The 26,468-nt window shown below is 39.5% G+C and carries 22 protein-coding genes; 11 read left to right on the top strand and 11 right to left on the bottom strand.

Annotated elements, in window-relative coordinates; translation table 11 throughout:
- Positions 1 to 6: 6 nt before the first annotated feature.
- Positions 7 to 477, bottom strand: a complete 471-nt coding sequence (locus tag L6C30_RS02460) for an RcnB family protein (protein ID WP_236162600.1) — start codon at positions 475 to 477, stop codon at positions 7 to 9.
- A 179-nt stretch (positions 478 to 656) separates the two neighbouring features.
- On the opposite strand from L6C30_RS02460, the gene L6C30_RS02455 reads away from it, so the two are divergent.
- Complete coding sequence (locus L6C30_RS02455; RefSeq protein WP_236162599.1) at positions 657 to 1,109, top strand: hypothetical protein; 453 nt, start codon at positions 657 to 659, stop codon at positions 1,107 to 1,109.
- Positions 1,110 to 1,177: 68 nt separating this feature from the next.
- Here the strand turns inward: L6C30_RS02455 and L6C30_RS02450 are convergent, their stop codons facing one another.
- Complete coding sequence (locus L6C30_RS02450; RefSeq protein WP_236162598.1) at positions 1,178 to 2,641, bottom strand: phospholipase D family protein; 1,464 nt, start codon at positions 2,639 to 2,641, stop codon at positions 1,178 to 1,180.
- Between the two features lie 105 nt (positions 2,642 to 2,746).
- On the bottom strand, positions 2,747 to 4,882 hold the full coding sequence (gene znuD / locus L6C30_RS02445; RefSeq protein ID WP_236162597.1) for a zinc piracy TonB-dependent receptor ZnuD: 2,136 nt from the start codon (positions 4,880 to 4,882) through the stop codon (positions 2,747 to 2,749).
- Positions 4,883 to 5,030: 148 nt separating this feature from the next.
- Here znuD and L6C30_RS02440 point away from each other — a divergent pair, with 148 nt between their 5' ends.
- The 4 genes from L6C30_RS02440 to L6C30_RS02425 all read left to right on the top strand — a co-directional run bounded on the left by L6C30_RS02440 (position 5,031) and on the right by L6C30_RS02425 (position 8,997).
- The gene (locus tag L6C30_RS02440) at positions 5,031 to 5,795 is read left to right on the top strand and encodes a DUF4184 family protein (protein WP_236162596.1); all 765 of its coding nucleotides are present in this window, start codon (positions 5,031 to 5,033) and stop codon (positions 5,793 to 5,795) included.
- Between the two features lie 195 nt (positions 5,796 to 5,990).
- Positions 5,991 to 7,775, top strand: a complete 1,785-nt coding sequence (gene aspS / locus L6C30_RS02435) for an aspartate--tRNA ligase (protein ID WP_004975017.1) — start codon at positions 5,991 to 5,993, stop codon at positions 7,773 to 7,775.
- Between the two features lie 113 nt (positions 7,776 to 7,888).
- Entirely contained in the window at positions 7,889 to 8,110 is a 222-nt protein-coding gene (locus L6C30_RS02430) for a hypothetical protein (protein WP_166139008.1), read from the top strand.
- A 5-nt stretch (positions 8,111 to 8,115) separates the two neighbouring features.
- Positions 8,116 to 8,997, top strand: a complete 882-nt coding sequence (locus tag L6C30_RS02425; RefSeq protein WP_236162595.1) for a lysophospholipid acyltransferase family protein — start codon at positions 8,116 to 8,118, stop codon at positions 8,995 to 8,997.
- Between the two features lie 76 nt (positions 8,998 to 9,073).
- Here L6C30_RS02425 and L6C30_RS02420 read toward each other — a convergent pair whose 3' ends face one another.
- On the bottom strand, positions 9,074 to 9,889 hold the full coding sequence (locus L6C30_RS02420) for a glycosyltransferase family 25 protein (RefSeq protein WP_125280189.1): 816 nt from the start codon (positions 9,887 to 9,889) through the stop codon (positions 9,074 to 9,076).
- A 158-nt stretch (positions 9,890 to 10,047) separates the two neighbouring features.
- Between L6C30_RS02420 and L6C30_RS02415 the strand changes: the two genes are divergently transcribed.
- The 3 genes from L6C30_RS02415 to L6C30_RS02405 all read left to right on the top strand — a co-directional run bounded on the left by L6C30_RS02415 (position 10,048) and on the right by L6C30_RS02405 (position 13,967).
- The gene (locus L6C30_RS02415; protein WP_236162594.1) at positions 10,048 to 10,956 is read left to right on the top strand and encodes a glycosyl transferase; all 909 of its coding nucleotides are present in this window, start codon (positions 10,048 to 10,050) and stop codon (positions 10,954 to 10,956) included.
- Between the two features lie 60 nt (positions 10,957 to 11,016).
- Positions 11,017 to 11,964, top strand: coding sequence for a hypothetical protein (locus L6C30_RS02410; protein WP_004697717.1), 948 nt, complete (start codon positions 11,017 to 11,019; stop codon positions 11,962 to 11,964).
- Positions 11,965 to 12,038: 74 nt separating this feature from the next.
- The gene (locus L6C30_RS02405; protein ID WP_236162593.1) at positions 12,039 to 13,967 is read left to right on the top strand and encodes an acyltransferase family protein; all 1,929 of its coding nucleotides are present in this window, start codon (positions 12,039 to 12,041) and stop codon (positions 13,965 to 13,967) included.
- A 3-nt stretch (positions 13,968 to 13,970) separates the two neighbouring features.
- Here the strand turns inward: L6C30_RS02405 and L6C30_RS02400 are convergent, their stop codons facing one another.
- From L6C30_RS02400 to L6C30_RS02385, 4 genes are read right to left on the bottom strand one after another with little or no spacing between them, the layout of a single operon-like run.
- Positions 13,971 to 14,882 carry a glycosyltransferase family 32 protein gene (locus tag L6C30_RS02400; RefSeq protein ID WP_100834014.1) on the bottom strand — a complete coding sequence of 304 codons (912 nt, stop codon included), beginning with the start codon at positions 14,880 to 14,882 and terminating at the stop codon, positions 13,971 to 13,973.
- A 54-nt stretch (positions 14,883 to 14,936) separates the two neighbouring features.
- Positions 14,937 to 15,695 carry a glycosyltransferase family 25 protein gene (locus L6C30_RS02395; protein ID WP_236162592.1) on the bottom strand — a complete coding sequence of 253 codons (759 nt, stop codon included), beginning with the start codon at positions 15,693 to 15,695 and terminating at the stop codon, positions 14,937 to 14,939.
- 14 nt (positions 15,696 to 15,709) lie between these two features.
- Complete coding sequence (locus L6C30_RS02390; RefSeq protein WP_008303438.1) at positions 15,710 to 16,705, bottom strand: Stealth CR1 domain-containing protein; 996 nt, start codon at positions 16,703 to 16,705, stop codon at positions 15,710 to 15,712.
- Between the two features lie 27 nt (positions 16,706 to 16,732).
- Positions 16,733 to 17,503: a glycosyltransferase gene (locus L6C30_RS02385; protein WP_236162591.1), complete on the bottom strand. Its 771-nt coding sequence runs from the start codon at positions 17,501 to 17,503 to the stop codon at positions 16,733 to 16,735.
- Between the two features lie 193 nt (positions 17,504 to 17,696).
- On the opposite strand from L6C30_RS02385, the gene L6C30_RS02380 reads away from it, so the two are divergent.
- The gene (locus tag L6C30_RS02380) at positions 17,697 to 18,866 is read left to right on the top strand and encodes a nucleotide sugar dehydrogenase (RefSeq protein ID WP_236162590.1); all 1,170 of its coding nucleotides are present in this window, start codon (positions 17,697 to 17,699) and stop codon (positions 18,864 to 18,866) included.
- 284 nt (positions 18,867 to 19,150) lie between these two features.
- On the opposite strand, the gene ilvC is transcribed toward L6C30_RS02380, so the two are convergent.
- From ilvC to L6C30_RS02365, 3 genes are all read right to left on the bottom strand, one after another.
- Positions 19,151 to 20,167, bottom strand: a complete 1,017-nt coding sequence (gene ilvC / locus L6C30_RS02375) for a ketol-acid reductoisomerase (protein ID WP_004974988.1) — start codon at positions 20,165 to 20,167, stop codon at positions 19,151 to 19,153.
- Positions 20,168 to 20,293: 126 nt separating this feature from the next.
- Complete coding sequence (ilvN, locus tag L6C30_RS02370; RefSeq protein ID WP_004974986.1) at positions 20,294 to 20,785, bottom strand: acetolactate synthase small subunit; 492 nt, start codon at positions 20,783 to 20,785, stop codon at positions 20,294 to 20,296.
- The gene (locus L6C30_RS02365; protein ID WP_236162589.1) at positions 20,782 to 22,509 is read right to left on the bottom strand and encodes an acetolactate synthase 3 large subunit; all 1,728 of its coding nucleotides are present in this window, start codon (positions 22,507 to 22,509) and stop codon (positions 20,782 to 20,784) included. The genes ilvN and L6C30_RS02365 overlap by 4 nt, the downstream gene beginning before the upstream one ends.
- A gap of 715 nt (positions 22,510 to 23,224) precedes the next feature.
- Here L6C30_RS02365 and L6C30_RS02360 point away from each other — a divergent pair.
- Positions 23,225 to 23,572: a DUF4124 domain-containing protein gene (locus L6C30_RS02360; RefSeq protein WP_236162588.1), complete on the top strand. Its 348-nt coding sequence runs from the start codon at positions 23,225 to 23,227 to the stop codon at positions 23,570 to 23,572.
- A gap of 154 nt (positions 23,573 to 23,726) precedes the next feature.
- Entirely contained in the window at positions 23,727 to 26,348 is a 2,622-nt protein-coding gene (leuS, locus tag L6C30_RS02355) for a leucine--tRNA ligase (protein WP_236162587.1), read from the top strand.
- Positions 26,349 to 26,468 lie beyond the last annotated feature (120 nt).

Here is a 26,468-nt window from a genome sequence, read left to right as displayed (position 1 = left end):
TTTTTCTCAACGATTTGCCACCAACACATAACGCCCATGTTCAAAAATCCAGTACATACCTCGTGGCGGAGCGGGTAAACCCAAGTGCTGCCAGTCGGTCACCACACGATAGGTCGAACTTTCAATATGTGCGCTACTCGGCTCACCATTTACCCAACTGTAACTTTGGTGGTTATATTGCACAGTACTTGGCGCATTATATTGGATATTGATGCCACTACGAATCGTGGGCTGCCCCCACTGCGGCACAGGTCCTTGATGGTATGGATAATGTGGTGAATAGGGATAGGGTTGCTGTGAATGATAAGGTCGATGCTGCGGATAAGCAGGACGATGCTGTGGCGAATAAGGACGATGCTGATCACGCTGTGTATTGACGCCTGTATAACCTGCCCAACGATTGGTTTCGGCCAAGCTCTGCATCGACACACCTAAAAATAGCATGCCACTCAATGCAGTTAAAATCGCCACTTTCATATCTAGCACTCCTATTTTCATATTTTTATTCTAAGCTCCAATTAAGGATAAACAATGAATAAAAAATCAGCAATTTTAAACTTTCGTCTCCGCAGATTTCACCGACATGGCTCGCCATTTATGAAATATCTCCAGCCCCTATGCTAAGATACATTTTTTTTGAAATTGGATGAAACCTCGTGCCTGAATTAAATTTTGACCGCCTTCATCAGTTTTTCTGCAAAGTTCCAAGTGTACAGCAAGCCCGTGTAGACGCTTATGGTTCAGACGGTCAGCATGCATGGTGGTTCAAATTTCAAATTGATGTAGAACATCCATTGGCATGGCAAACTGTGCAGGAATTGGGACATGTGCTGAATTATATTTCCAGAAATGAACGCTTGCCGACTCAATTCTTACCTGTTTCACCGCCACCGTATATGAATGGTGAAGCCAAAGATTTTTTATCGTGGGTAATTCAATGTAACCATCCAGAATTTAGCCCAGATGTGGTTTGTGATTGGTTAGAAGCGCGTTTACCCAATCCTGTGGATGATGAAGCACAATGGAAAATCAAAACCGATATTGCCGAGTTAGATCAAATGAGTGATAAAGATTTGGATGAAATGGTGCCGCCAAATCCTGTAAAGTAATATTCGGCTCAAAAAAATCCCTCTTACAACAAGAGGGATTTTTGAGTTCAAGGCATAGAATTTAAAAATCAAAAGGTCGATAAACCACTCCATTCCATAAAGCGATACAGCGCATATTTCCACTTCGACTCATCGGCATACACCGCATAATCCACACTCATATTTTTGCCCTCAAGGTTTGACCATGCGGTATTAAAATAGTGTTGAGCATCCTGAAATACAGGGTCTTGCACCTGTCCGACCACACGCAAGTTGCTTTCTAAATTATAGTTTTTTAAATTACGTGCCGTGAAATTGGCAGAACCTAAAATCAATTCGGCCTGTGTGGCATTCGATTTTATCAGCATTTTATTGTGGCATTGCTCACCTTGGGTATTACACCAACGTACCTTCACCCCTGCAGCATGCAATTCTGCTGCCACTTGTCGATTTGGAATGCCATTTTTTTCACGTCCAAAAGCATCTTTATTCGGGTCCAGTAATACTCGCACTTGTACGCCACGTTGTTGTGCAGCAATCAGTGACTTGATGATTTGTCGCTCCGATAAATAGAACATCGCCAAATCAAGATGTTCTTGCGCTTTGGTCTGCCGAATCAGTGTCAAACTGGCCTCTAAAATGGCTTGTTCAGTGATGACTTGCACTTGAGGATAAGACGAATCTGCCTCAAACTCCCCCACAATCACCCCAGACAGATTGCCCTGCGACATCCGCGCGACGGCTTGTTCTGTTTTCAATACATCTACTGCAGTATTGCCCGTCACCAATAACGCGCTGTTGGAATGACGTGAACTGCCATCATGTGGATTAAACGACGTGACCAATGCTTTCCAGCCTTCGGCGGTATCGACCACCATGGTTTTACGGTGATTGGCTTTAAAATTAAGCAAGCTAAAATAACTGCGCAAGGTAATTTTATCTTTGCCGAAAGGACTTGGCAGCCAGCCCTTTTCGGCATTATTTGGAATGCCCTGACAGCAGAGATACCAAAACCCCGACCACAGCGGATTCGATGCGCGCAGCGGGGTTAAATCTGTTTCAATCACATCAATACCCGCCTGACGCAATTGGCGATAATGCTCAGGTGCGATGCCACCATATACCGAATTAATGGGATCAGTAATGACTTTAATTTCAATATTTGGCTGCAGCTGACGTTTATGAATTAAAGCATCGGTGAGTTGCTGTGTCAGTGGCTGATGCTGCTGTTTAGATGTTCCCACTTCAGAGTTAAATAAGAACATATCCAATACAATCGTGCTTTGTGCTGCATCAATCAGTCCTAAAATTTCATTAAAAATTTGATGCTGTTGTTGCTGAACGCCTTGCGCATCAATATAGGTCTGATCGGCAATAAATTTAATAGGCGCATGACGTAACTTTCCAGTGTAATTCAGCCCTTCAGGCAATGGTTTTAAGCTGTGGTAGGTCGCAGACGCCAAATAACCTAAAGCCAGAAAACTTATAATAAGTCCCACATACGCCCGAGGCGACCAATTCAATTTTTGATGAATTCGCTGAAAGATACGCATAACAAAAAACCTAGTCCGATGCGCTCAGACTAGGTTTAATTGTTTGGATTTTCAAGAGGATTTCTGTGTTTTCACGCAGACATCCTGCTCAAAGCAAATTGAATTTTAGAAGCCAAATTCCACGCCTACTGTAAAGTTACGACCCACTTGTGGAATATTCGACAAGAATGAGGCATGTGAATACACTTCATCATCGAGCAAGTTGTTAGCTTTAAAATACACACGGTAATCTTGTTTGTTGGCATAATTGCCTGCATAAGCCACACCAACATTGACCATATTATAGCCTGCTGTTTCTTGCTCTAAATAAGCAACCTTGTCTTGTTTAAAGACACGATAATATTCCGCCATACCCGACCAACCATCGGCAAAATTGGCATCCACTTTAGTCCCCAAACGCCCTGCAGGTACACGTGGTGCATTTTGATTGTCAATTTCACCACGCACATAATCACCAAACACACTGAGTTTATAATCAGGGCTAATCTGATACCCTAACTTAGCTTCTGTACCGTAGAATTTGGCTTTGTCTTGTTGATAATCAATTAAACGGAAAGTTTCCTTATGGTCAGTAGTTGCACCATAAATATAGTTATCAAACCAGTTATGATAGACATGCAACGAATAATCCAGTTTGTCAGCTTCATAGTGCAAACCAAGTTCTAAATTATTCGACTTTTCCACATCTAAATTTGCATTGCCACGCTCATAAGTGTTTGTTGCAAAGTGGATGCCATTTGCATAAAGCTCTTGTGCCAACGGTAAACGCTGCTGATGTGAACCTGTAAGGGATAGTTTATAGTTCGGTGCAAACTGCCAGTTGGCTGCGGCAGAAGCAGATACACCTGTATCTGAATAATCTTTTTTCTGAGCATCGACATCAATTTTTTGATGTTCAACCCGTGCACCGAGTTCAACATGCACATCGCCAAATTGTTTATGCTCTAAACCGAATAAACTATATTTTTGAGTTTTGGTATCAGGCATAGGTACGGTTTCGTGAGAATGATCGCCGTGTTGTTCTACTTGTCCAGTTAAATCAATTTTTTGCTGACTATACTGTGTACCAAACACCCCTTCCCAACCCGCAATAGGTTGATGAACCAACTCTAATCGAGCATCGTAGCCTTTACTTCTAAAGTTACTGATAACTTTATTTTCTTCTAATTCATCATGTTCATAATCGGTAAAGCTGGCGTGCGCACGAAGTTTATCAAAACCTGCAAAGGGTTGATCAAACTCAGTACGTAAATCATAACGGTGTGATTCCAAATCAATCCACGGGCCACCATGTGCATGTTCGTGTTCGTCATGTGGATCTGGTTGTGGTGCAGGGTCATGACTTCCGCAATGCAATTTATTTCCATGGGGATGGCAATCATGATATTCATGGCTATGCCCTGGCAATCCATATTTGTCTTGACGGTTACTGTAAGACACACCTACAAAACCACGATCATGAATCCATGATCCACCAATATTCACGGTTTGCCCTTCAGCAAAGGTATTGTCTACACGGCGTGCTTTATCTAAATGTGTGCCTTCATCATCATGATCATGATCTTCATGCCCTGCTTCATCATCATGATGTTCTACCCAATAATTTGGCGTGATGTAATCATTGGCTTTACGTTTTGAACCTTCAATACGCAGCGCAAATTGATCACTGAGTGCTGCAGTTACCCCCGCACTCGCCAACTTTTCATCGCTACCCGTGTTGTAACGTAAACCTACCTGTCCTTCTAAACCATTATTTGGCATTTGAGTTGGAATCTTTTGATCAGTCACATTAACTAAGCCACCAACCGTTCCTGCACCATAAAGTAATGTTGATGGGCCACGAATAATTTCAACTTGTTTGGCTAAAATCGGATCTACAGTGATAGCATGGTCTGGTGAAAGCATAGACACATCGGCAGTTTCTGAAGCATGTTGCAGCACTTTAACCCGTGGGCCATCTTGTCCACGAATGACAGGGCGGCTAGAACCTGAGCCATATTGATTGGAATATACACCTAGCTCATCTGCCATCGCATCACCAATGGTGGTACTGCGCTCTGCCAACGTTTTTTGATCAATCACATGATCTGCCACTGCAAAGTCTGCAGCAGTTTGCACCAAAGGATGTGCTTGTAACTGAATGGTTGCCAGTTGTGTGCTACTGCTTTCAGTATTGGCGAATGCTGCAGGTGTCAGCACTGAAAAAATGGAAACTGTTATTAAATTTTTATGGAACGACATGACCCATGCTCAAATTAGTAAAAATAATTAATGTTATAATATAACATTTCATTAACATTGCAATAAAAAACATTGTTATTCTGTATTCTCAATTAAGCTATTCAGCACAATTTATTTTGATTTTTTATATTCTTTACTTTGAATTGGTATGCCCTTTACGCTCTCACATGCGGTACTTGCCCCACCACTCGCCAAGCTTTCAGGACAACGTCTGCCCATCGCTGCACTCGCTATAGGCACGATGTTGCCAGATTTACACCGCCTGTTTACTTTGCGTCACGATCCCACTCCACATTTATGGTCGGCATTGCTGTATCCGAATTTATTATTGGGTCTTGTCTTTTGTGCACTGTGGTATTTGCTTTATCGCCCTGCATTGTATCGCTTTGTGGGCGTGCATCACCCTTTAAATCTAAACACAATAAAATCTGCACTTGGGTTTGTTGGTGGCTTGATTCTCGCCTTACTGATTGGCAATGCCACCCATTTAATTTGGGATGGTTTAACCCATCACGACTTTCGTAGTTTTGCCTTTCAGGATTTTTTAGCGCAATCGGTACAGTTAGGCACAGGTATTTATCCGATGCATCGCATACTGCAAATTGGCAGTTCTATTTTGGCGCTGCCTTTTTTGTTATGCATGAGCCTGCATTATTATCGCAAGCATCGGCAGGTCAGTTCTGTAAGCAAAAAAATTCGCGTTTATGCCATCGCTCTCATTCTCTTGTCGATTGTATGTGGTGGTTTTTCACTTTGGGATTATGCGCGTTATATCCCCGATGCGACTTGGCAAGCCGAACTGTATTACTTTATGGGACGTGCCATCAATGAGTTTAGCCAAGGTACGTTACTTATATTGAGTTTGGGCTGCCTGCTATTTCTGATTTTAGATTTTCAAAGGCGGATGGAATAAAAACTCTATCGCTCTACTTTCGCTTTCATCTGCCGACATTCTTCAGTTTCAAGCAGATTCCCGCTAAAAACCCACTGTTTTTGCGGCAAGTTCTTGTCGCCACATGCCCAAAGAGGCATAATCCTACCTTTGCTAAAGGCGGTGCGCTGTTTACGTATTCGCTTCCTTAACCCATATAGTTGGATTTTTAACGCTATGATGCGAACTCATTATTGCGGTTCTTTAACCGAAGCTCAAATTGATCAAACCGTGACCCTGTGTGGCTGGGTACACCGTCGTCGTGACCACGGTGGTGTAATTTTCCTAGACATGCGTGACCGTGATGGTCTTGTGCAAGTCGTAATTGACCCAGATACCCCAGAAGCATTTGCAACTGCAGATAAAGCACGTTCAGAATTTGTATTAAAAATCACAGGTCGTGTACGTCGTCGCTATGCAGGCACAGAAAATGCCAATATGGTCAGTGGACAAATTGAAGTTTTAGGCAAGGAAATTGAAGTTCTTGCAGCATCTGAAACGCCTCCGTTCCCATTAAACGATGAAAATACCAACATTTCAGAAGAAATTCGTTTGAAATACCGTTTCTTGGACATCCGTCGTCCAGAAATGTTAGATCGCTTACGTTTCCGTTCAAAAGTCACCAACCTGATTCGTAACTATTTAGATGATCATGGTTTCTTGGATGTTGAAACACCAATTTTGACACGTGCAACGCCTGAAGGTGCACGTGACTATTTAGTGCCAAGCCGTGTATCTAATGGTAGCTTCTATGCGCTGCCACAATCTCCACAATTATTTAAACAATTGTTGATGGTGGGCGGTATTGACCGTTATTACCAAATCGCTAAATGTTTCCGTGACGAAGATTTACGTGCAGACCGTCAGCCAGAATTTACTCAAATCGACATTGAAACATCGTTCATGAGTGACGATGACATTATGGATTTGATGGAAGGCATGACCGTGAAGATGTTCGATGAGCTTCTAGGCGTGAAATTCGACAAATTCCAACGTATGCCATATTCGGAAGCGATGCGTGATTATGCGTCTGATAAGCCAGACTTGCGTATTCCACTGAAATTGGTAGACGTAGCAGACTTAATGCAAGACGTTGAGTTCAAAGTGTTTGCTGGCCCAGCGAAAGATCCGAAAGGTCGTATTGTTGCGCTTCGTGTTCCTGGCGCGGGTTCATTGCCACGTAGTGCAATTGATGAATACACTAAATTTGTTGGCATATACGGTGCAAAAGGTTTGGCGTATATTAAAGTCAATGAACTTGAAAAAGGCATCGAAGGTTTACAATCTCCAATCGTGAAATTTATTGAGCCAATCGTGCTTGATTTATTAAAACGTGTAGGCGCTGAAAATGGCGACATCGTATTCTTTGGTGCAGATAAAGCCAAAGTGGTAAACGATGCGATGGGCGCACTTCGTGTCAAAATCGGTCACGATTTGAACCTTGCAACCTGCGAATGGGCACCGCTTTGGGTGGTTGATTTCCCAATGTTTGAAGAAACTGATGATGGTAAATGGACCTCTGTGCATCACCCATTCACTTTGCCAAAATCAAGCGTTGAAGATGTGAAGAGCAACCCAGGTGAAGCTTTATCTGTCGCGTATGACATGGTATTGAACGGTACTGAAATTGGTGGTGGTTCACTGCGTATTTATACTTTAGAAATGCAAAAAGCGATTTTTGAAGCTTTAGGTATTGAAGAAGAAGAAGCCGAAGAGAAATTCAGCTTCTTACTGAATGCGTTGAAATACGGTGCGCCTCCGCACGGTGGTTTGGCATTTGGTTTAGACCGTTTGGTGATGTTGATGACAGGCGCATCGTCTATTCGTGATGTAATTGCCTTCCCGAAAACTAAGACAGCTGAATGTCCATTGACTCAAGCACCTGCACCAGTTGAAGCCACTCAATTGCGTGACTTGGGTATTCGCTTACGTGAAAAACCAAAAGCAGAATCTCAAGAATAATTTTTGAAACTCTAAGAAAAACCCTGCAAATGCAGGGTTTTTTTATGAATTGAGATAAAGCCAAGCTAGTGGCATAATAGCGCTTCGTTTTGAATTTTTAGTTGAGCGTTACTATGGCTATGCGTCCTGCAGTTCGTAATCGTGGCATTATGCTAATTGTATTTGCTGTCGCTCAATGGTTATTCATGCGTTACATTCTAGCCAATAACCTATTTGCCTTAGACACTAATGACCGTATTTTATACTTTAGCTTAAGTAGTATTGGTGGTGCTTTTGTGATTTTTGTGGGGCTGATTTATATGGTGCTCAAGGGCAATACCGATAAGCAAGACTGATGGTCATGTCGTTTTACATTACCCTACTACGTATTCTACCTTTAACATTTTTGCGTAGTATCGCAAAAGTGGCAGCCTACTTTATCAATCAAAATCCTAGTAAAAGTATGCTGTGGAAAACCCGCGTCAATATTGCTCTCGCCTATCCAGAACTCAACCTAGAACAAAAAGAACAATTGGCACGGGAAAGCGTCACCAAACAATGTCTCAGTTATATTGAGTCTGGAAAATGCTGGGCTATGCCTCCCGAATGGAGTATCCAGCAAATCCATACTGTGCATAACTTAGAAGTCCTGACGAATGCGCTAAAAGACCCGAAAGGTGCACTGATTATTACTCCACATCTGGGTACATGGGAAATGATGAATGCGTGGGTAAACCAATATGGCACCCCGACTATTATGTATAAACCCATGAAAGATAGTGGTTTTAATGCCTTTGCCTTACATGCCCGCCAGCGGCTCAATGCAACACTGGTTCCTACTGATGCCAATGGGGTAAAAGCACTGTTTAAAAACCTAAAGCAAGGTGGATTCAGCGTGATTTTGCCTGATCATGTCCCTCAACCCTCTGGTGGTGTCGTGGTTCCTTTTTTTGGAATTCCCTGCTTAACCAGTACTTTAGCCAGCAAAATGGCACAAAAAACTCAATGCCGCTTAGTGGGATTAAGTTGTTTCCGTAGAGAGGATGGTGAAGGTTTTGAGGTCTACTGTGATGATCTCAATGATCCTGAACTTTATGATCGAGATATAGAAGTTGCGACAACTGCATTAAATAAAGCGGTAGAGCAAATGATCAACCGCTTTCCTGCTGAATATATGTGGGGATATAAGCGGTTTAAGGGAAATCCTAATTTTGAAAATTACTACCAACCATCATCTCAATAATAATCATTCCTTCCTAAATTTAACTAAGCAAATAATCGACTCAGAAGTCTGTTCATCACTCATAACCGCCGCCGTATTACTTAAATTTTATTTTAATCAAAGCCTTACCCTTGATAGATTGAATTCTTTCTTGGAAAAATACATGAACTTGCAAGATTAAACGACTCATTTCACGTTTCATTTTGCCCAATAAAGTTAATTTCTTCTTACTTTTATCCTCACCCTTTCGCGCATTTCTCACGTTTTCAAGTGAACTTGGAAAGTTTGTCTTGCCTTTGGTTAAAATCACATCTTGAATACATATTGCTGGGGACAATTGAAAAATCTTTTCGCCTGAGGACTCAGGGAATTCTCTAAAAAGAATATGATCAATTGGTATTAGTTTTGGACTTCGCAATACATACTCCAATAATTCCTTCGCGACATTTAATGAAAGTATATAACCACCTGCACCCATATGTGGCTCGCCCAATAACATGAGTTTTCTATTCAAATGCAAAGGAATAATTGATTGCATCTTAGGAAGTTGAATCTTTTTATTTAAGGTTTCTAATTTAATGATGCCGCAGAAAGATGGTATCCACGCAACATTGGTAAGAAACGAAACAGCCTGTTTACCCAAATAAATATCATCTTCAAAAATAGCAATATAGTCTAACTGTTCATCTACTGCTTTTTTCCACAACACCACATGACTCAATAGACAAGCAACTTCATTCTGATGTAAATCAGTTTGCTTAGTTACTAAGCCTATTGCAGATGAAGTTGCTTGTAATGTCACAGGGGTAATTGCATCAAAAAACTCGAAATCGACCTTTTCTTTAGCAAACTCCGAACTTATATGCGCTCGTCGAAGAGTCGCGCTAGACAAACTAATAACAAAATTTCTCATAAACTAAGGCTAAATTTATTCTTAAATTCAATAATAACAATTTTCTATAAAATTAAACTAGACATTATTTGAATTCATTTTAACAAAGGTTTTATATTATTTGCTTTCAGATTATACTTATCAAACTGCTTGCTATCTTCTGCGTGACGAGAATCAGAATGCCCAAAGAAACAATTAAAATTTTTGTTGGCTGTGATCCAAATAACTGTGATTTAGAACAAATGATGGTGCTTGATTATAGCATCCGTAAAAATACACAGCACCCAATTGAAATTACATGGATGCAGTTGAGCCATGATCCTACTAGTCCGTGGTATACCAATCAAGAAACGCATGAAGGATGGCATACTGAGAAATGGGCAACCCCATTTTCTGGTTTCCGTTGGGCAATTCCTGAATCATCCAACTTTGAAGGGCGTTCGATCTATATGGATGCTGATGTCATCGTTTTATGTGATATCGCAGAGTTATGGTCGCATCCGATGAAAGATGATGCAATCGTCATCGCCAAAGGTGGCAAAAGTTCAGCTCGTTTATGTACTTGTGTTTGGGATTGTAAAAAAGCTAAACAATATTTACCTTCACTTAAAACGTTGCAATCGGATCCAGATGGTCACAAGAAGTTAATGCAACTAATCAAAGACCAACCTCATTTAGTCCAAAACTACAATAATTCATATAACTGTATTGATGGTGAAGGCTTAAAAATAGAAGACATCAAAATTCTACATTACTCCGACATGGGTACTCAGTTTAGCCATAAATACTCGTTACCGCGCCTAGAAAAAAACAATCAAAAACATTGGTTTGATGGAAAAATCATGCCTCATCCAAGACAAGACTTAGTTGAGTTATTTGATCAATATTATCAAGAAGCATTGGATAATGGTTATAAACCTGAAGACTATTTAGTAAAAGCTTATGGTCCATTTCAAAAAGCGACTCAAATCAATTATCAAGGCAATAAAGTTACACGCCCTGTCAAAGGGACAACTTGGCTTACAGCTAGCATCAAAGCCATAAAATCAAAGTTTAGTAAAAAACCTAATTTTACTTTAGATGACTAAAATTGGTAGCAGGCTACGTTGTATCCTGTTTCATATTTTCTTACATAGAATTTGATCTTTATGTCTCAACCAATAATCTCAGCCCAACGTTTTTTTTCAAATTATATCCTTAGAAATCTGTATAAATTTATTTACAAGTATAGTCATCCAAAATCATATAAACACAATCGTCGCTATTGGCCATACTATCAAGTAGAACGTAGTCCCGATGGTGATTTGCAAAAAATTTATTTTAAAAAACAACTTATTGTCGATAATTCCCAATTAAATTTTAGTCCCAATCGAAAATGTATGCTAATTGCAACAGGTCCATCTGTGCATCAACTAGAAACGTCATATTTACAGCGATCGGATATTGATTATATTGGTGTAAATGGTGCAATTGCCTTAAGTGGTGTCAAATTTAAATATTATGTGATCATTGATCACAATTTCACCAACAATCGTTTTGATCTAATTGAAAATGTACTTAAAACTTCCTTTTGTACACTATTTACAACACCACGTTGTTTAGACCTGATTTTAAGAAAAATAAAATTAGAAAATATTCTTTGCGACATTAAAGTTGTTGAGCCTATAACTGAAGGTGAAATTGAGCGATTTTTAGGTGAGCGGATACGCGTGACTGAAACTCCAAATTATTTTCATATCTATGACCGCTTAGGGTTTTCTAGTCACATTTTTAATGCTGTTTTTGACTATTTTACAGTGGCTTATGTTGCACTTCAAATCACTTATCATTTGAAATATAAAGACATTTATATTGCAGGTTTGGATATGAATAATTTTTCCCAACCCAGATTCTATGAAAATAAAGAAAATAAACAACCCACTATGTTGAATCAGTATTTAGATGTAACATTGCCTGCATTCGATGCCGCTGCCCGCTTTCTAAAATCTCAGCAAATAAATGTCTATAATTTATCTCAGAACAGTGCAGTAAAAGCTTTTGAAAAAATACCTCCTGAACAATTACAAAATACTCTATTGACACAAAGTGGTGAGTAGAACTTACAATTCACCTGTAATTTCCTTCCATCCTTATGTGAACGCTCAAGTCTTTCTGTAGTCATCCCAAATATATGAATAATCATCAATTTAGAACTGATATTAATGGACTTCGAGCATATGCTGTAGTTTTTGTTGTTCTTTTCCATTTCAATGTATTCGGTTTCTCTGCTGGGTACTTGGGCGTTGATGTTTTCTTCGTGATATCAGGCTATCTGATGACAAAAATCATTGTGGAAAAGCTTGAACACAATAATTTTTCTTTTGTTGATTTTTACTTATCTCGAATTATTCGTATTTATCCCGCACTATTATTCTTAGTCTTAGTTTTAACGGCTTTGGGGCTATTTGTGTTTATCCCAGAAGATCTAAAAAACTTTGCTAAAGATGCGAGATACAGTCTCACTTTCTTATCAAATAATCTCTTCTATGAACAATCAGGAGACTATTTTGCAACTAGTTCACATGATAAAGCATTACTGCATACCTGGTCTTTAGCTGTTGAATGGCAGTTCTACATCCTTTTTCCCATCATTTTGTACACATTTAAAAAGCTTACAAAACAAACTAAATATATAGGCATATTACTTCTAATATTATTTTCTTGCTCATTTTTGTTGTCTGTAAAACTTACACCAGAAAATCCGATATATGCTTTCTTTAAACTCTCAACACGTGCATGGGAGTTAATTGCAGGTGGACTGGTGTACTTTTATTTTAACCAATATTCTTTATCATCGATTAAGCAAAAAATTATTGAATATACAGGTTTTGGACTTTTAGCGCTAAGCTTGATTTTTTTAACCAAAGATACGCCTTGGCCTGGTTATGCTGCATCCCTTCCTGTTTTGGGTACAGTTTTAATTCTAATCGCCAACCGTCAAAACTCTATACTAACGAAACCCAAGTTTATACAGAGTTTAGGCAGTGCTTCATATTCTATTTATTTGTGGCATTGGCCGATCTCATTTTTATTGAGCTATTTCCTAATTCCAAAAAATATTATCAATATCAGTTTTGCTCTTTTATTATCTTTTATTTTAGGATGGTTGAGTTACAAACATATTGAACCCTGTCGTATTCATCTGAATAAAATCAATAAAAAGTATGTTTATCTACTTTTTATCTTAAGTATTGCGATTCTCTATCCATTTTATAAGTTTCTAGGTAAGGATGGGTTAGAAAATCGAGCCGATGCAGAATACCTAAAGCGTATTGAGAAAATACAGATGCCTATGGTCTCGAATGGTTGGTGTTTCTATAACATTAAAGATGATCATAGTCTGACTGTTGGAGAAAATGGATTAAAATGTCATATAGCATCTAACTCAACAAATGCTAAATCAGCTCTTTTGTTTGGAGATTCATTTGCAGGTCACAATATTCCATTTTGGGATCATCTAGGCAAAAAGCTAAACTTGAACATCCATACGATCAGTACGAATTGGTGCTATCCAAGTCTTGATAAAGAATTTACAGGTGACAAGTCATCTACCGCTTATCAGCAGTGCTTAATCAACCGAAACTATCTGAAGAATCATATAGCTAAGTATGACGTTCTTATTTTTGCTGGTCGTTGGACTGATATTGTTCGTCAAAATCAGCAGAATTCATTTAGTGAGCTACTCAAAGTTGCACAAATGAATAATAAGAAAGTGATTGTAATGTCTGAACCATATACTTTTGATCAAAACATCAGCTCAATTTTCAAACGTGCAATATGGTTAGAGCGAGACTTTAATCTAAATGAGTATATGAACAATCCACTCGCTACAAAGCAAAAATATGCAACGAGTGTGATTAATAAAATCGTTTCAGAACATCCGAATACACTCTTGTTAAGCCAAGCAGATCTATTTAAATCAGATCATATGGCAACCAAAAACACACCGTATTCATTTGATGGACGTCATATCTCAATTGTTGGGTCATTAGCATCTGAACAATACTTTGAAACACGACCAAAATTTAAAGTATTAGAAAACTTTATTGCTAAAAAGTAGTGATTAGATATCAATAAACGAGTCGTTAAAATACATTTTTTTACTGTAATAACGACTTAATATTCCCCTTTCTTTTCCTGCCAGTTTGATCAGCTTAGGCTTTTCAACTGGCGGATAATTGAGGGCAAGATCAATCAACACTTTTTCTTTCATCCATTTATTATTTACTTGATAGAAAAAAGCATTCCGATCACAGTTAATCAAGGTCATACTCGGTAAAGTTGTACGCATAATTTTTTGGCAGGCAACATAAGCAACCAAATATTCTAAACGGCCTATCTCTTGAAAATAGTCCTGATAATTTTCGTTATTTTCTTTAATCTGCTGAATATAAACCTTTGGTGTTAATTCTATAGCTTTTAATAACTCCTCAAACCAAGACTTAAAAAACATATTTTTGGCAGAACTTGCCAATAACCAATTCTCTAAAACAGGAAAGTCTGGGCAAGTCGTATTTTTCTTTCGATAATAGGCAAAACTGTTAGTTTGATGTTGAGTAACTAACCTTTCAATCCAATCTAGATTTTCATAAACAATTGTACTGGCATCTAACCATATCCCACCGTGTTGATAAATTAATTCAAATCGAATGAGATCAGCTTTCTGTTGTGGTGTCGCATGCTTTAAACGACCATAATCAATATCACAAAACTCTTTGACATTATTAGGTGTTAGAAAGTTTACAACATAGTTTGGATTGTTCTTTTTTATATTATCAACGCACTTCTGCACAAACTCAGGGAGTGAGCCTTCCCAATACATCCAGATAATTTTGGGAATAACTGCATTTTTCTGACCAGGATTGAGAACGATCAGGTCCGCGTAGTTATCTATTGACTCATTGATTTCTCTTTTTTGGTTTGAATACATTGTATAAAATTTCAAAAGATAGAAGAGCTTCTTAAAAAACTTCATAAAATGTACTCAACAAAATAAAGAAAATTATTTATTACAGTCTATAACTAGGACTCAAGACATTAAATGTTTAATTGCATAAAAGCGATCACGCCACATACGCTTCTGTTTCTTAAATCCATGAGAAGCACTTCGATTCTCAAGTTGCTTCCGTTTGATACCTTGAGCAGCAACAGTACCTAAAATATCACTATCCAGACCTGCTGGCTGCACAAATGGCTGCCAAACGCCAAGCCCTTTTCCTGTTTTACTTAACCAACTTTGGAAGAAAATATCGACTGGAACGGTCATGATTTTACCCAGTTGTACAAACTGTTCAGCTCCTTTTCGAGACCAAACCAAGCCTACACCACGTATTGGGAAATAATATGCATGCCACAAGGTATAATGATCAAACTCAACAATGTCTTTTGCTAATTTTTTCTTTTTAGCAGCAATATTGACGGTATACCAATCCAACTCTTTATGTTGATCTAAATAACTTATTAAAGATTCAAGCTTCTGTTTAAAGTTAGGCAACACTTCAATGTCATCTTCTAAGACAACTAAATAATCGGCATCCGTTTCTAGAAATTTTTCAGCACAACCGTAGTGACTTAGATAACAACCCAACTCAGAATTCATTAAACTACGCCCTAATATTTTCTGAGCAGCAAGATCATCGTAGTTTTCAAATTCAGATAAGGCTTTACCTCGCCCATCATAAGCAGAGAATCGGCTAAAATCCCATCCCGCTTGATTGAGCTGAGCTGTCGCACTTGCTAAACGTTGATCACTGCCGTCTAAATTAATAAGATAAGTCACAACTTTCATTTGCTTTCCTTCGTTTAGACCACAGTAGTCGGTTGAATTTGGCTGGGTAAAAACCCTGTAAATTTTTGAATCAGTGCGGCTCGGATGCGTCCTTCAGCTAATGATTCCAATTGATCTAGACTTTGTATACAGCCAAATTTAATCTCAGAATTAGATAAAGCTAATATAAATTTTTCCAAATCACGACCATCTTTTAAATAAGCAATATCAATATCATCTTTTAAAATGGCTTGATCAGATTGAATTGCTAAATGATTAGACAATCCCACTGGTAACAGTTGATCAATGTTCCTAAATTTGAACTGAATTTGCTGCTCTAAAAGCTCTTTATTATTCTTAAAGTAAGTACTGAGCAAATCACGACTGAGAATATGAGGGCGATGATGAATTTCGTAATATCTAGTCATTCCCACACGATCTGCACTCAGCATTTGAGCCGTTGAATATTTCGCTTCAGCTACCATTCCAAAATTCTGCTGTAAGAATTTTCGGAAAATATATTTCATTTTCTTGATGAGTGTTGCTTGCCAATGTCCATATATCACCATCTGACCATCAATAAGAAAATCACTTAAATCAGACTGTTGATTGAAAAAGAAATCATCATTCAGATAAATAAAATGATTTGAAATCCCTTTAATATTCCACAACATACTTTCAATACTTAATGAATTGAATGTCGGTAAAGCAAACTCATATCCACGAAATAATTCTAGATGATCAACGATTTTTATTTTTCCAACAGGACATAAACCTTGCTGGGAAAATTGGTCTAACCACAAAGGTGTTTGCTGATCCGTCACGACATAAATCGTGCCTGCATATGGAACATACTTAAGAATTGAGGCGATGCAGAAATAGATTTCATCGTTACTTGCAAAACGAGTATCATCCAAAGCATTTGATGGTTCGTTTTGATTCATAAATTGACGGCGTTTATTTTTCAGAGAGATATCATTCCCATCGACCCATGCGATGACGATATCAAGCGGATGCAAACCCTGATTCATAAATCAAAACCTTCCATAAATACAGATTTACTGCCAAGCATCCTTGATCCAATCCGATGGTAATACATAACGATACCACTTACCCCCACCACCATGAATTGCATCAGGCGGGTTAATTTCACCATGAAAGATAATAATTTTTACACCATCTGGCTTTACAGGTGGCTTAAAATAAGCCATCGGAATTTTTTGCAAACAATGATATTTATAACTTTTGCACCAACTGTCTGGCCAGTAAGTTAACTTTTTCTCTTGATCCACATACCAAGATAAATATGCTTGCTCATTACGGAACTTTTGGCGAATTTCATCAAAATGTTCACGAAAATATGGCAATAAACCAGGAAATGCACCTAACTTAAAACGATATACTGAACTGTTACCCGTAATACGCCACGGACGCTTCCAGTCATGAATAATCAAAAAATCACCTGGATGGGTAAAAAAACCATCAATATTATCAACAATCACCACATCTAGGTCTAAAAACAGGGCATTACCTGTTAAACCATATAAATCTGGCTCAAAGGTTGAAAGCTTGTTCCAACCACGTTCAGGTGCACCCTCAGGCAATGCAAGTGGTGGAATTGGGAAACACTCTACATTTGAATCAATACCTTCAGTACGATCCGTCAAACACACCATTTTAAAATCGACTGTGGTATGTCGCTTCACCATATTATAAAGACGATTCACATACTCAGACCCGTATTTTGTGCCCCATTTCATACAGATCACAACATTCTGCTCAGTCAAATTATCTACCTGAGCCTTTAGGTCATTTTGATTCATGTTCATGCATCCATTATCCACCCGTGCAATTTCAATATCATACCATTAACACGGCATAACTGAGATGCTTGCTTTTCATTTCTGCACAGTTTAACGCAAATCTTTCATAGAAATATAAACTTCACCAAACCGTCATCGAGCTTGAATAATTTTTAACCACATTAAAGGCATATAAAATCTACAAAAATCTATATTAAATATGAAAATTGCGATTGCAGGTACAGGTTACGTCGGTTTATCTAATGCCATGATTTTTGCTCAACATCATCAGGTCGTGGCTTATGATCTCTTAGAAGAAAAAGTTAAATTACTTAATCAAAAAATATCTCCTATTCGTGATCCTGAAATTTCTGAGTTTTTAACAAAATCAGAATTAAATTTTCAAGCCACACATTGCAAAGTCGATGCCTATCAGCATGCAGATTTTGTGATTATCGCTACGCCTACTGACTACGACCCAGATACCAATTACTTCAATACGCAAAGTGTTGAAGCAGTCATTCAGGATGTATTGGCTATTAATCCTTTGGCAACCATGGTGATCAAATCCACTGTACCTGTAGGCTTTACCCAGCAGATTAAGAAAAAATATCACACTGGAAATATTATTTTTTCGCCTGAATTCTTACGTGAAGGCAAAGCCCTACATGACAATCTCTACCCATCACGGATTATCGTAGGTGAAAAATCCGAACGTGCAAAACAATTCGCCAATATGCTTATAGAAGGTGCTATCAAAAAGGACTGTTCTGTCCTTTTTACAGACTCCACTGAAGCCGAAGCCATCAAGTTATTTGCTAACACCTTCTTGGCCATGCGTGTCGCCTACTTCAATGAATTGGACACTTATGCTCAAATTTATAATCTAGATACGCGACAAATTATTGATGGTGTATGTTTAGACTCACGTATTGGTCAGTTTTACAACAATCCATCCTTTGGTTATGGCGGATACTGCCTCCCTAAAGACACCAAACAACTGCTCGCAAATTACGCACAAGTTCCGAGTAATTTGATTAAAGCAGTAGTAGACGCCAACCAAACCCGCCAAGAATTTATTGCAGAATCCATTCGTAAGCGTGAACCCAAAGTAGTCGGAATTTATAGACTTACCATGAAAAGCGGTTCAGACAATTTTCGCGCCTCGGCAATACAAGGCGTAATGCAATATCTCAAAGCCTACGGGATTAAAGTAATTATTTATGAACCGGGGCTACAGCAGAAAAAATTTCTCAACTCTAAAATCATTCATGATTTATCCGAGTTTAAACAACGTGCCGATTTAATTGTCTGTAACCGTAAATGTTCATTGTTGCAAGATGTACAAAATAAGGTTTATACACGTGATGTATTTGGAATGGATGATTAGAATAATGCATAAGGACCCAAAACCCTACTGTGAATGAAGCACAAGGAGCGAAAACATTGTTCTGAGCGAAGCGCAAGGAATTCAAAACACTGCTTTAAATGAAGCGCAAGGCACGTAGCAATATTTACTTCATACGCAAAAAACCTTATATCAAATAAGGTTTTTTTAAAGATTAAACTAAAACTTAGTTTTTATCTTTGTCTACAATCTTGTTCGCTTGAATCCAAAGTACGAAAAAATGGGAAAGCACTGCTTTCCCATTTTTTAAGGCACGTAACGCAACCTTAGTTCTTTTCTTTGTCTACGATCTTGTTCGCTTGAATCCAAGGCATCATTGCACGTAATTTGTTACCCGTAACTTCGATACCATGCGCCGCATTTTGACGACGACGAGCTGTCATTGATGGGTAGTTCAACGCACCTTCTTGGATGAACATCTTCGCATATTCACCAGATTGAATACGTTTAAGTGCATTACGCATTGCTTCACGTGATTGTTCATTAATTACTTCAGTACCTGTTACATACTCGCCATATTCAGCATTGTTAGATACTGAATAGTTCATGTCAGCGATACCGCCTTCGAACATCAAATCAACGATCAATTTAAGCTCGTGTAAGCATTCGAAGTAAGCCATTTCTGGTGCATAACCCGCTTCAACAAGAGTTTCGAAGCCCATTTTAACCAATTCAACAGCACCGCCACACAGAACTGCTTGCTCACCAAAAAGGTCTGTTTCTGTTTCTTCACGGAAAGAAGTTTCGATGATACCTGTACGACCACCACCCACACCTGAAGCGTAAGAAAGCGCAACGTTACGTGCATTACCAGAAGCATCTTGATGAATCGCGATAAGATCAGGAACACCTGAACCACGTTGGAATTCAGAACGTACAGTGTGACCAGGTGCTTTAGGTGCAACCATGATGACGTCTAAGTCCGCACGTGGGACAACTTGGTTATAAAGTACAGAGAAACCGTGAGCAAATGCTAAAGTTGCGCCTTGCTTGATGTTTGGCTCAATCACGTCACGATAAAGTTGTGATTGGAACTCATCTGGAGTCAAAATCATAACTAAGTCAGCTTGAGCAACAGCAGCAGGAACTTCAGAAACTTTAAGACCCGAATTTTCAGCTTTTTTCCATGAAGCAGAACCAGCACGTAAACCTACAGTGACGTCTACACCAGAATCTTTCAGGTTAAGCGCGTGCGCGTGACCTTGTGAACCGTAACCAATGATCGCTACTTTCTTAGATTGAATGATAGATAAGTCGCAGTCTTTATCGTAAAAAATTTGCATTGCTGTCTCCGCTAAAATGCTTTGGATTCCTATCTTACTCAAGTACTTGTCTATTCAGTACTAAAGTAAGCGTTCCATCCTTAGGGATGGAATGAATTCGATGAATAAAATTAACTATAAAATTAGTTAAATGGTTAAAACTTTTTCGCCACGTGCGATTCCCGACACACCTGAACGCACAACTTCTAAAATAGTGTTTTCTGCAATCGCATCAATAAAACCATCTAATTTTTCAGTTGTACCCGCAAGCTGCACGGTATAAGTCGTAGGTGTGACATCAACAATTTGTCCACGGAAGATGTCAGCAGTGCGTTTAATTTCAGCACGTGCAGCACCCGATGCTTTGACTTTAATTAGCATCAATTCGCGTTCAATATGTGGACCTTCTGACAAGTCGACGACTTTAACCACTTCAACCAATTTATTCAGTTGTTTGGTGATTTGCTCAATTTTATGATCATCACCATAAGTCGTAAGCGTTAAGCGTGAAAGTGTTGGGTCTTCAGTTGGTGCAACATTTAAAGTCTCAATGTTATAACCACGTTGAGAGAATAAACCCACTAAACGAGAAAGCGCACCTGATTCGTTTTCAACGAGAACGGAAATAATGTGTCTCATTCTGTGCGCTCCCCTTTACCTAACCACATATCTTTCATGGATTGACCCGCAATTTGCATCGGATAAACGTGCTCTGTACGGTCAACCATGACATTAATGAATACGCATTTGTCATTAATCGCCATCGCTTCTGCAAGCTTAGACTCAAGCTCATCGGCATGGTTAATTTGAATACCAACGTGACCATAAGCTTCCATCAATTTAGGGAAGTCAGGCAATGAGTCAACATAAGAACTTGAGTGACGACCTTCATAGTTCATATCTTGCCATTGTTTAACCATACCTAAAGCTTGGTTATTCAAGCATAAGATCTTAACGTTTAAACCATATTGCTTACAGGTAGAAAGCTCTTGGATACACATCTGAATCGATGCTTCACCTGTAATACATACAACCTGTTGATCTGGATATGCCAGTTTAGCCGCCATTGCATACGGTAAACCTACACCCATCGTTCCTAAACCGCCAGAGTTCAACCATTGGCGTGGACGCTTGTACTTATAGTAGTTCGCGCCAAACATTTGGTGCTGACCAACGTCAGATGTAATAATTGCATCACCATTGGTCACTTTATCTAAAGCTTCAACCACTTGTTGCGGCTTCATCGTGCCATCGGTTGGTTTGTCGTATTTCAAACCATGAACCTTACGCCATTCATTTATCTGATTCCACCATGCAGCAATCGCTTCAGGGTTTGGCTTAGACACATTTAATTGCTTCAATTGAACCAACATTTCCTGAAGTACAGGTTCAACTGCACCTACAATTGGAATGTGCGCCATGATGGTTTTTGAAATGGTCGCTGGGTCAATGTCAATATGAATGACTTTGGCATTTGGACAGAATTTTGCTGGATTATTGGTTACACGGTCATCAAAACGCGCACCAATACACAAAATCACATCGGCATTGTGCATGGTCATGTTAGCTTCATACGTGCCATGCATCCCCAACATACCAATAAATTGTGGATCATTACCCGGGAACGCACCCAAGCCCATCAATGTATTGGTTACAGGAAAGCCCAAGACGTGCGCAAGTTCAGTCAATTGCTCAGAGGCATTGCCTTGAACCACACCACCGCCTGAATAAATCACAGGGCGTTTTGCATTCAACAATTCATCAATTGCTTTACGAATTTGACCTGAGTGACCACGATGCGGCGGTTGATACGAACGCATCTTCACTTTTTCTGGATATTCGTACGCAAATTTTTCCGCTGGGTTGGTTGCATCCTTTGGAATATCAACCACAACAGGACCCGGACGGCCTGAAGATGCAATATAGAAAGCCTTCTTAATCACTGAAGGAATTTCACTTGCATGACGCACTTGGAAACTGTGTTTTACAATCGGACGTGAAATACCCACCATATCGGTTTCTTGGAAGGCATCTTCACCAATTAAGTGTGTTGCAACCTGACCAGACAAAATCACCATTGGGATTGAGTCCATATACGCAGTTGCAATTGGAGTTACTGTGTTGGTTGCACCAGGACCTGAAGTCACTAGCACCACACCAGTTTTACCTGTTACACGCGAGTAGGCATCTGCCATATGACCAGCAGCTTGCTCATGACGCACAAGGTAATGATTAATTTTGTCTTGTTGAAAGAACGCATCGTAAATATGAAGTACTGCGCCGCCTGGGTATCCAAAAACATGTTCAACGCCTTCGTCCGCCAATGCGCGAACGAGCATTTCACCACCAGATAAAAGTTCCAACGTGATTCACCCTAGTCTTGTCACTGCAAAATGGGAGACACCTGCAGTGTTTTGTTCATTAATTCCTGCACTGTTATAGCACACATATTTCATAGTTTTCATGGCAATAGGAAAAATTTCTGATCTGATTACCGTATAAGCAATATGAGATCTAAAACGTGTTGGGGTAAACACATTTTATAAGCTTTGTTCAGCTTCTCGGCTAGAGAAGTTGCCCATTGCATGACATGACACTTATTCGAAGGGTGATCGATCTAAGGCACATAAAACTAAAGTGTGCATTTTTGTAGTTTACCTGACTAAAGTCAAGTTTAAAAATCGGCTTTTTCTGCTTTATTGATAAACTGGGTGTTTTTTAAGCTTTGTATCACTCATCACAATTTAATCCAAAGTCTAATATTTCCATATAAAACAAATAACTTCTGATATTTGATGAATTTTTTATAATTTTTTCATATTACATTCATAAAAATAAAGAATGAGTTAAAAATTATATAAAGCTCTTGGTTATGATTCACCAACGTATTTCAGCTTATTTTAAATCGCAAATAGACAAGTCCATGCCCCAATTTTAAACAAGCACTATTGCAGATAAAAATCATCAAAAAATTGTCAATAAATCCTAGCTTCATGGGTAATTATTGCTAAAATTTAGCCAACATGATTTTTGTAATTGGTTTTCTGCCATTTACCTTTTTGCTCAGGACGTCCAAACATGAAAACACCAATTATCCGCTTGAGTTGTCTTTCTGCAAGCTTGATTTTAATTTTTGCCACCAGTGCCGTTTCTGCAAAACAATATTACAAGTGGGTCGATGCAAATGGTTCAACCCATTACACCACAACACCGCCACCAAAAACTGCCAAGAAAAAAGGTAAAGTCGATACCTATGGCTGGAAAAATTCGGCACCGACTGTTGCTACTCCTGCAAATCCTGCTGTGAACCCAGTACCTAGTGCAACAAACCCACAAGCGACACCGACTACAAATCAACCTTTAGGAAATCCAGCCATGGATCAACAACAACGTGAAGCCAATGCAGCTTTAAATCAAGCACAATAAGAACGTGCCAGTCCACAAGTTTGATGTTTTAAGCCATAAAATTCGACTCGCTTAAATTTTCCTGCACAATCCAACGCGCAAAATTCAATTTAGCTGCATTTTGCGCTATGCTGTGTGACACACTTTTTTAACCGTTTATTCCTGATTTAACCTTATGACTACTCACATTGACCCTGAATATCAAGCCAGTGCGATTGAACCTCAAGTCCAAAGCGACTGGGAATCTCGCAAAGCCTTTAAAGTTGCCGACACTGTCGAAGGTCCACGTCGTTATATCCTCTCGATGTTCCCTTACCCAAGCGGCAAACTGCACATGGGTCACGTGCGTAACTACACCATCGGGGATGTAATTAGTCGTTTTCACCGTTTGAAGGGTGAAACCGTTTTACAACCTATGGGTTGGGATGCTTTTGGTTTACCTGCAGAAAATGCAGCGATTGCGCATCAGGTTGCCCCTGCTAAATGGACTTTTGAAAATATCGCCTACATGCGTGACCAATTGAAAAAATTGGGCTTGGCGGTAGATTGGGATCGTGAATTTGCCACCTGCACCCCAGAGTATTATCACTGGGAACAATGGTTATTCGTGCAACTGTATAAAAAAGGGTTAATTTATCGCAAACTCTCGACAGTCAACTGGGATCCTGTGGATCAAACAGTGTTGGCCAATGAACAGGTCGAAAATGGTCGTGGTTGGCGTTCAGGTGCATTGGTAGAAAAACGTGATATTCCAATGTACTACTTCCGCATTACCGATTATGCCCAAGAACTATTAGATGATTTAGAAACCTTAAAAGATGGTTGGCCACAGCAAGTTTTAACCATGCAACGCAACTGGATTGGTCGTTCGCAAGGGATGGAAATCACATTCCCATCGGCAAATCCAGAAGTTTATGCAGAGGGTCTGACTGTTTTTACCACGCGTGCCGATACCTTAATGGGCGCAACTTATGTGGCTGTGGCAGCAGAACATCCAATGGCGTTAAAAGCAGCAGAAAACAATGCACAATTAAAAGCCTTTATTGAAGAATGCCGTATGGGTTCTGTTGCGGAAGCTGATCTTGCCACTGCCGAGAAAAAAGGGATGGCGACTGGCTTATTTGTGAAGCATCCTATAACAGGTAAAGAGCTACCTGTATGGATTGCCAACTACGTGTTGATGTCTTACGGTTCTGGCGCAGTGATGGCTGTACCTTCTCACGATGAGCGCGATTTTGAATTTGCCAATAAATTCCAATTGCCGATTTTTCAGGTGATTGATGCCAAGGGTGCAGATGATGCTGAGTTTGATACCACCCAATGGCAAGAATGGTACGGTTCTAAAGAAGGCAAACTGGTCAATTCAGGCGAATTTGATGGTTTAGATTTCCAAGCGGCTTTTGATGCAATTTTAGCGAAATTAGAGCCACAAAGCTTAGCCAAAGTAAAAGTACAATTCCGCTTACGTGACTGGGGTGTTTCACGCCAACGCTATTGGGGTTGTCCAATTCCAATGATCAACTGTGAAAAATGTGGACAAGTTCCAGTTCCAGAAGATCAGCTACCTGTCATTTTACCTACCGATGTTGTGCCAGATGGCTCAGGCAACCCGTTAAATAAAATGCCTGAATTCTATCAAACCACTTGCCCATGCTGTGGTGACGAAGCACGTCGTGAAACCGATACCTTAGATACTTTTGTAGAGTCATCTTGGTATTACGCACGTTACGCATCTCCAGACTTTACAGGTGGCATGGTCAAGCCTGAAGCTGCACAAACTTGGTTGCCAGTCAATCAATATATTGGTGGTGTAGAACACGCCATCTTGCACTTATTGTACGCGCGTTTCTTCCACAAACTCATGCGTGATGAAGGCGTGGTACAAGGCAATGAACCATTTGCCAACTTACTGACTCAAGGTATGGTCTTGGCAGATACTTTCTATCGTGAAGCAGAAAACGGTAAAAAAACTTGGTTTAACCCTGCCGATATTGAGCTTGAAAAAGACGAAAAAGGTCGTGTTCTTTCTGCCAAATATAGGGGTGATGGTCAAGCTGTGATTGTTGGCGGTCAGGAAAAAATGTCGAAATCGAAAAATAATGGTATCGACCCGCAAGCCATTATTGATCAATACGGCGCAGATACTGCACGTGTGTTTATGATGTTCGCTGCACCACCAGATCAGTCTTTAGAATGGTCAGATGCGGGCGTTGAAGGTGCTAACCGCTTCTTAAAACGTGTTTGGCGTTTAGCGGCAGGTTTCCTTGAAAAAGGCAGCAATGCAACTGCAATTGACAGCAGTAAACTTACTACAGCAGCACAAGACTTACGTCGCAAAACCCATGAAACCATTCAAAAAGTAGAGGATGATATTGAGCGTCGTCATGCGTTCAACACTGCAATTGCAGCATTGATGGAACTCTTGAATGCTTGCAACAAGTTTGAAGCACAGAGCGAACAAGACCTTGCAGTTGAACGCGAAGCGATTGTGACTTTATTAACCTTGCTTGCACCATTTGCACCTCACTTAAGCCAGACCTTATTGGCAGAGTTCGGAATTGAATTAACCACTACCCTGTTCCCTGTCGTCGATGAGTCTGCATTAACCCGAAGTACTCAAACGATTGTGGTACAAGTAAATGGTAAATTACGTGGCAAGCTCGATGTCGCGATAGATGCTTCTAAAGAAGATATTCTTGCACTTGCCAAAGCCTTACCTGAAGTACAACCATTCTTGACTGGGCCAACCAAGAAAGAAATTGTGGTACCGAATAAGTTAGTGAATTTGGTGGTTTAAGTGCTTTTAAACCTCCCTTTTTTAAAGGGAGGTTTGGAGGGATTTTATAAAACAATCCCCCTAAACCCTCCTACAAAAAAGGAATTAAAACAATTTCCAAACAAAGCCCGTTGTCAGTCA

This window comes from Acinetobacter sp. KAM396, from assembly GCF_021602765.1.
Taxonomy (GTDB): domain Bacteria; phylum Pseudomonadota; class Gammaproteobacteria; order Pseudomonadales; family Moraxellaceae; genus Acinetobacter; species Acinetobacter towneri_A.
This window is presented reverse-complemented; position numbering and strand designations above follow the sequence as displayed.

Bases quoted from the DNA above. Each gene is read 5' to 3' on its own strand.
- L6C30_RS02460 (WP_236162600.1), bottom strand. From the start codon at position 477: ATGAAAGTGGCGATTTTAACTGCATTGAGTGGCATGCTATTTTTAGGT.
- L6C30_RS02450 (WP_236162598.1), bottom strand. From the start codon at position 2,641: ATGCGTATCTTTCAGCGAATTCATCAAAAATTGAATTGGTCGCCTCGG.
- znuD (WP_236162597.1), bottom strand. From the start codon at position 4,882: ATGTCGTTCCATAAAAATTTAATAACAGTTTCCATTTTTTCAGTGCTG.
- L6C30_RS02440 (WP_236162596.1), top strand. From the start codon at position 5,031: ATGCCCTTTACGCTCTCACATGCGGTACTTGCCCCACCACTCGCCAAG.
- aspS (WP_004975017.1), top strand. From the start codon at position 5,991: ATGATGCGAACTCATTATTGCGGTTCTTTAACCGAAGCTCAAATTGAT.
- L6C30_RS02430 (WP_166139008.1), top strand. From the start codon at position 7,889: ATGGCTATGCGTCCTGCAGTTCGTAATCGTGGCATTATGCTAATTGTA.
- L6C30_RS02425 (WP_236162595.1), top strand. From the start codon at position 8,116: ATGTCGTTTTACATTACCCTACTACGTATTCTACCTTTAACATTTTTG.
- L6C30_RS02420 (WP_125280189.1), bottom strand. From the start codon at position 9,889: ATGAGAAATTTTGTTATTAGTTTGTCTAGCGCGACTCTTCGACGAGCG.
- L6C30_RS02415 (WP_236162594.1), top strand. From the start codon at position 10,048: ATGCCCAAAGAAACAATTAAAATTTTTGTTGGCTGTGATCCAAATAAC.
- L6C30_RS02410 (WP_004697717.1), top strand. From the start codon at position 11,017: ATGTCTCAACCAATAATCTCAGCCCAACGTTTTTTTTCAAATTATATC.
- L6C30_RS02405 (WP_236162593.1), top strand. From the start codon at position 12,039: ATGAATAATCATCAATTTAGAACTGATATTAATGGACTTCGAGCATAT.
- L6C30_RS02400 (WP_100834014.1), bottom strand. From the start codon at position 14,882: ATGAAGTTTTTTAAGAAGCTCTTCTATCTTTTGAAATTTTATACAATG.
- L6C30_RS02395 (WP_236162592.1), bottom strand. From the start codon at position 15,695: ATGAAAGTTGTGACTTATCTTATTAATTTAGACGGCAGTGATCAACGT.
- L6C30_RS02390 (WP_008303438.1), bottom strand. From the start codon at position 16,705: ATGAATCAGGGTTTGCATCCGCTTGATATCGTCATCGCATGGGTCGAT.
- L6C30_RS02385 (WP_236162591.1), bottom strand. From the start codon at position 17,503: ATGAACATGAATCAAAATGACCTAAAGGCTCAGGTAGATAATTTGACT.
- L6C30_RS02380 (WP_236162590.1), top strand. From the start codon at position 17,697: ATGAAAATTGCGATTGCAGGTACAGGTTACGTCGGTTTATCTAATGCC.
- ilvC (WP_004974988.1), bottom strand. From the start codon at position 20,167: ATGCAAATTTTTTACGATAAAGACTGCGACTTATCTATCATTCAATCT.
- ilvN (WP_004974986.1), bottom strand. From the start codon at position 20,785: ATGAGACACATTATTTCCGTTCTCGTTGAAAACGAATCAGGTGCGCTT.
- L6C30_RS02360 (WP_236162588.1), top strand. From the start codon at position 23,225: ATGAAAACACCAATTATCCGCTTGAGTTGTCTTTCTGCAAGCTTGATT.
- leuS (WP_236162587.1), top strand. From the start codon at position 23,727: ATGACTACTCACATTGACCCTGAATATCAAGCCAGTGCGATTGAACCT.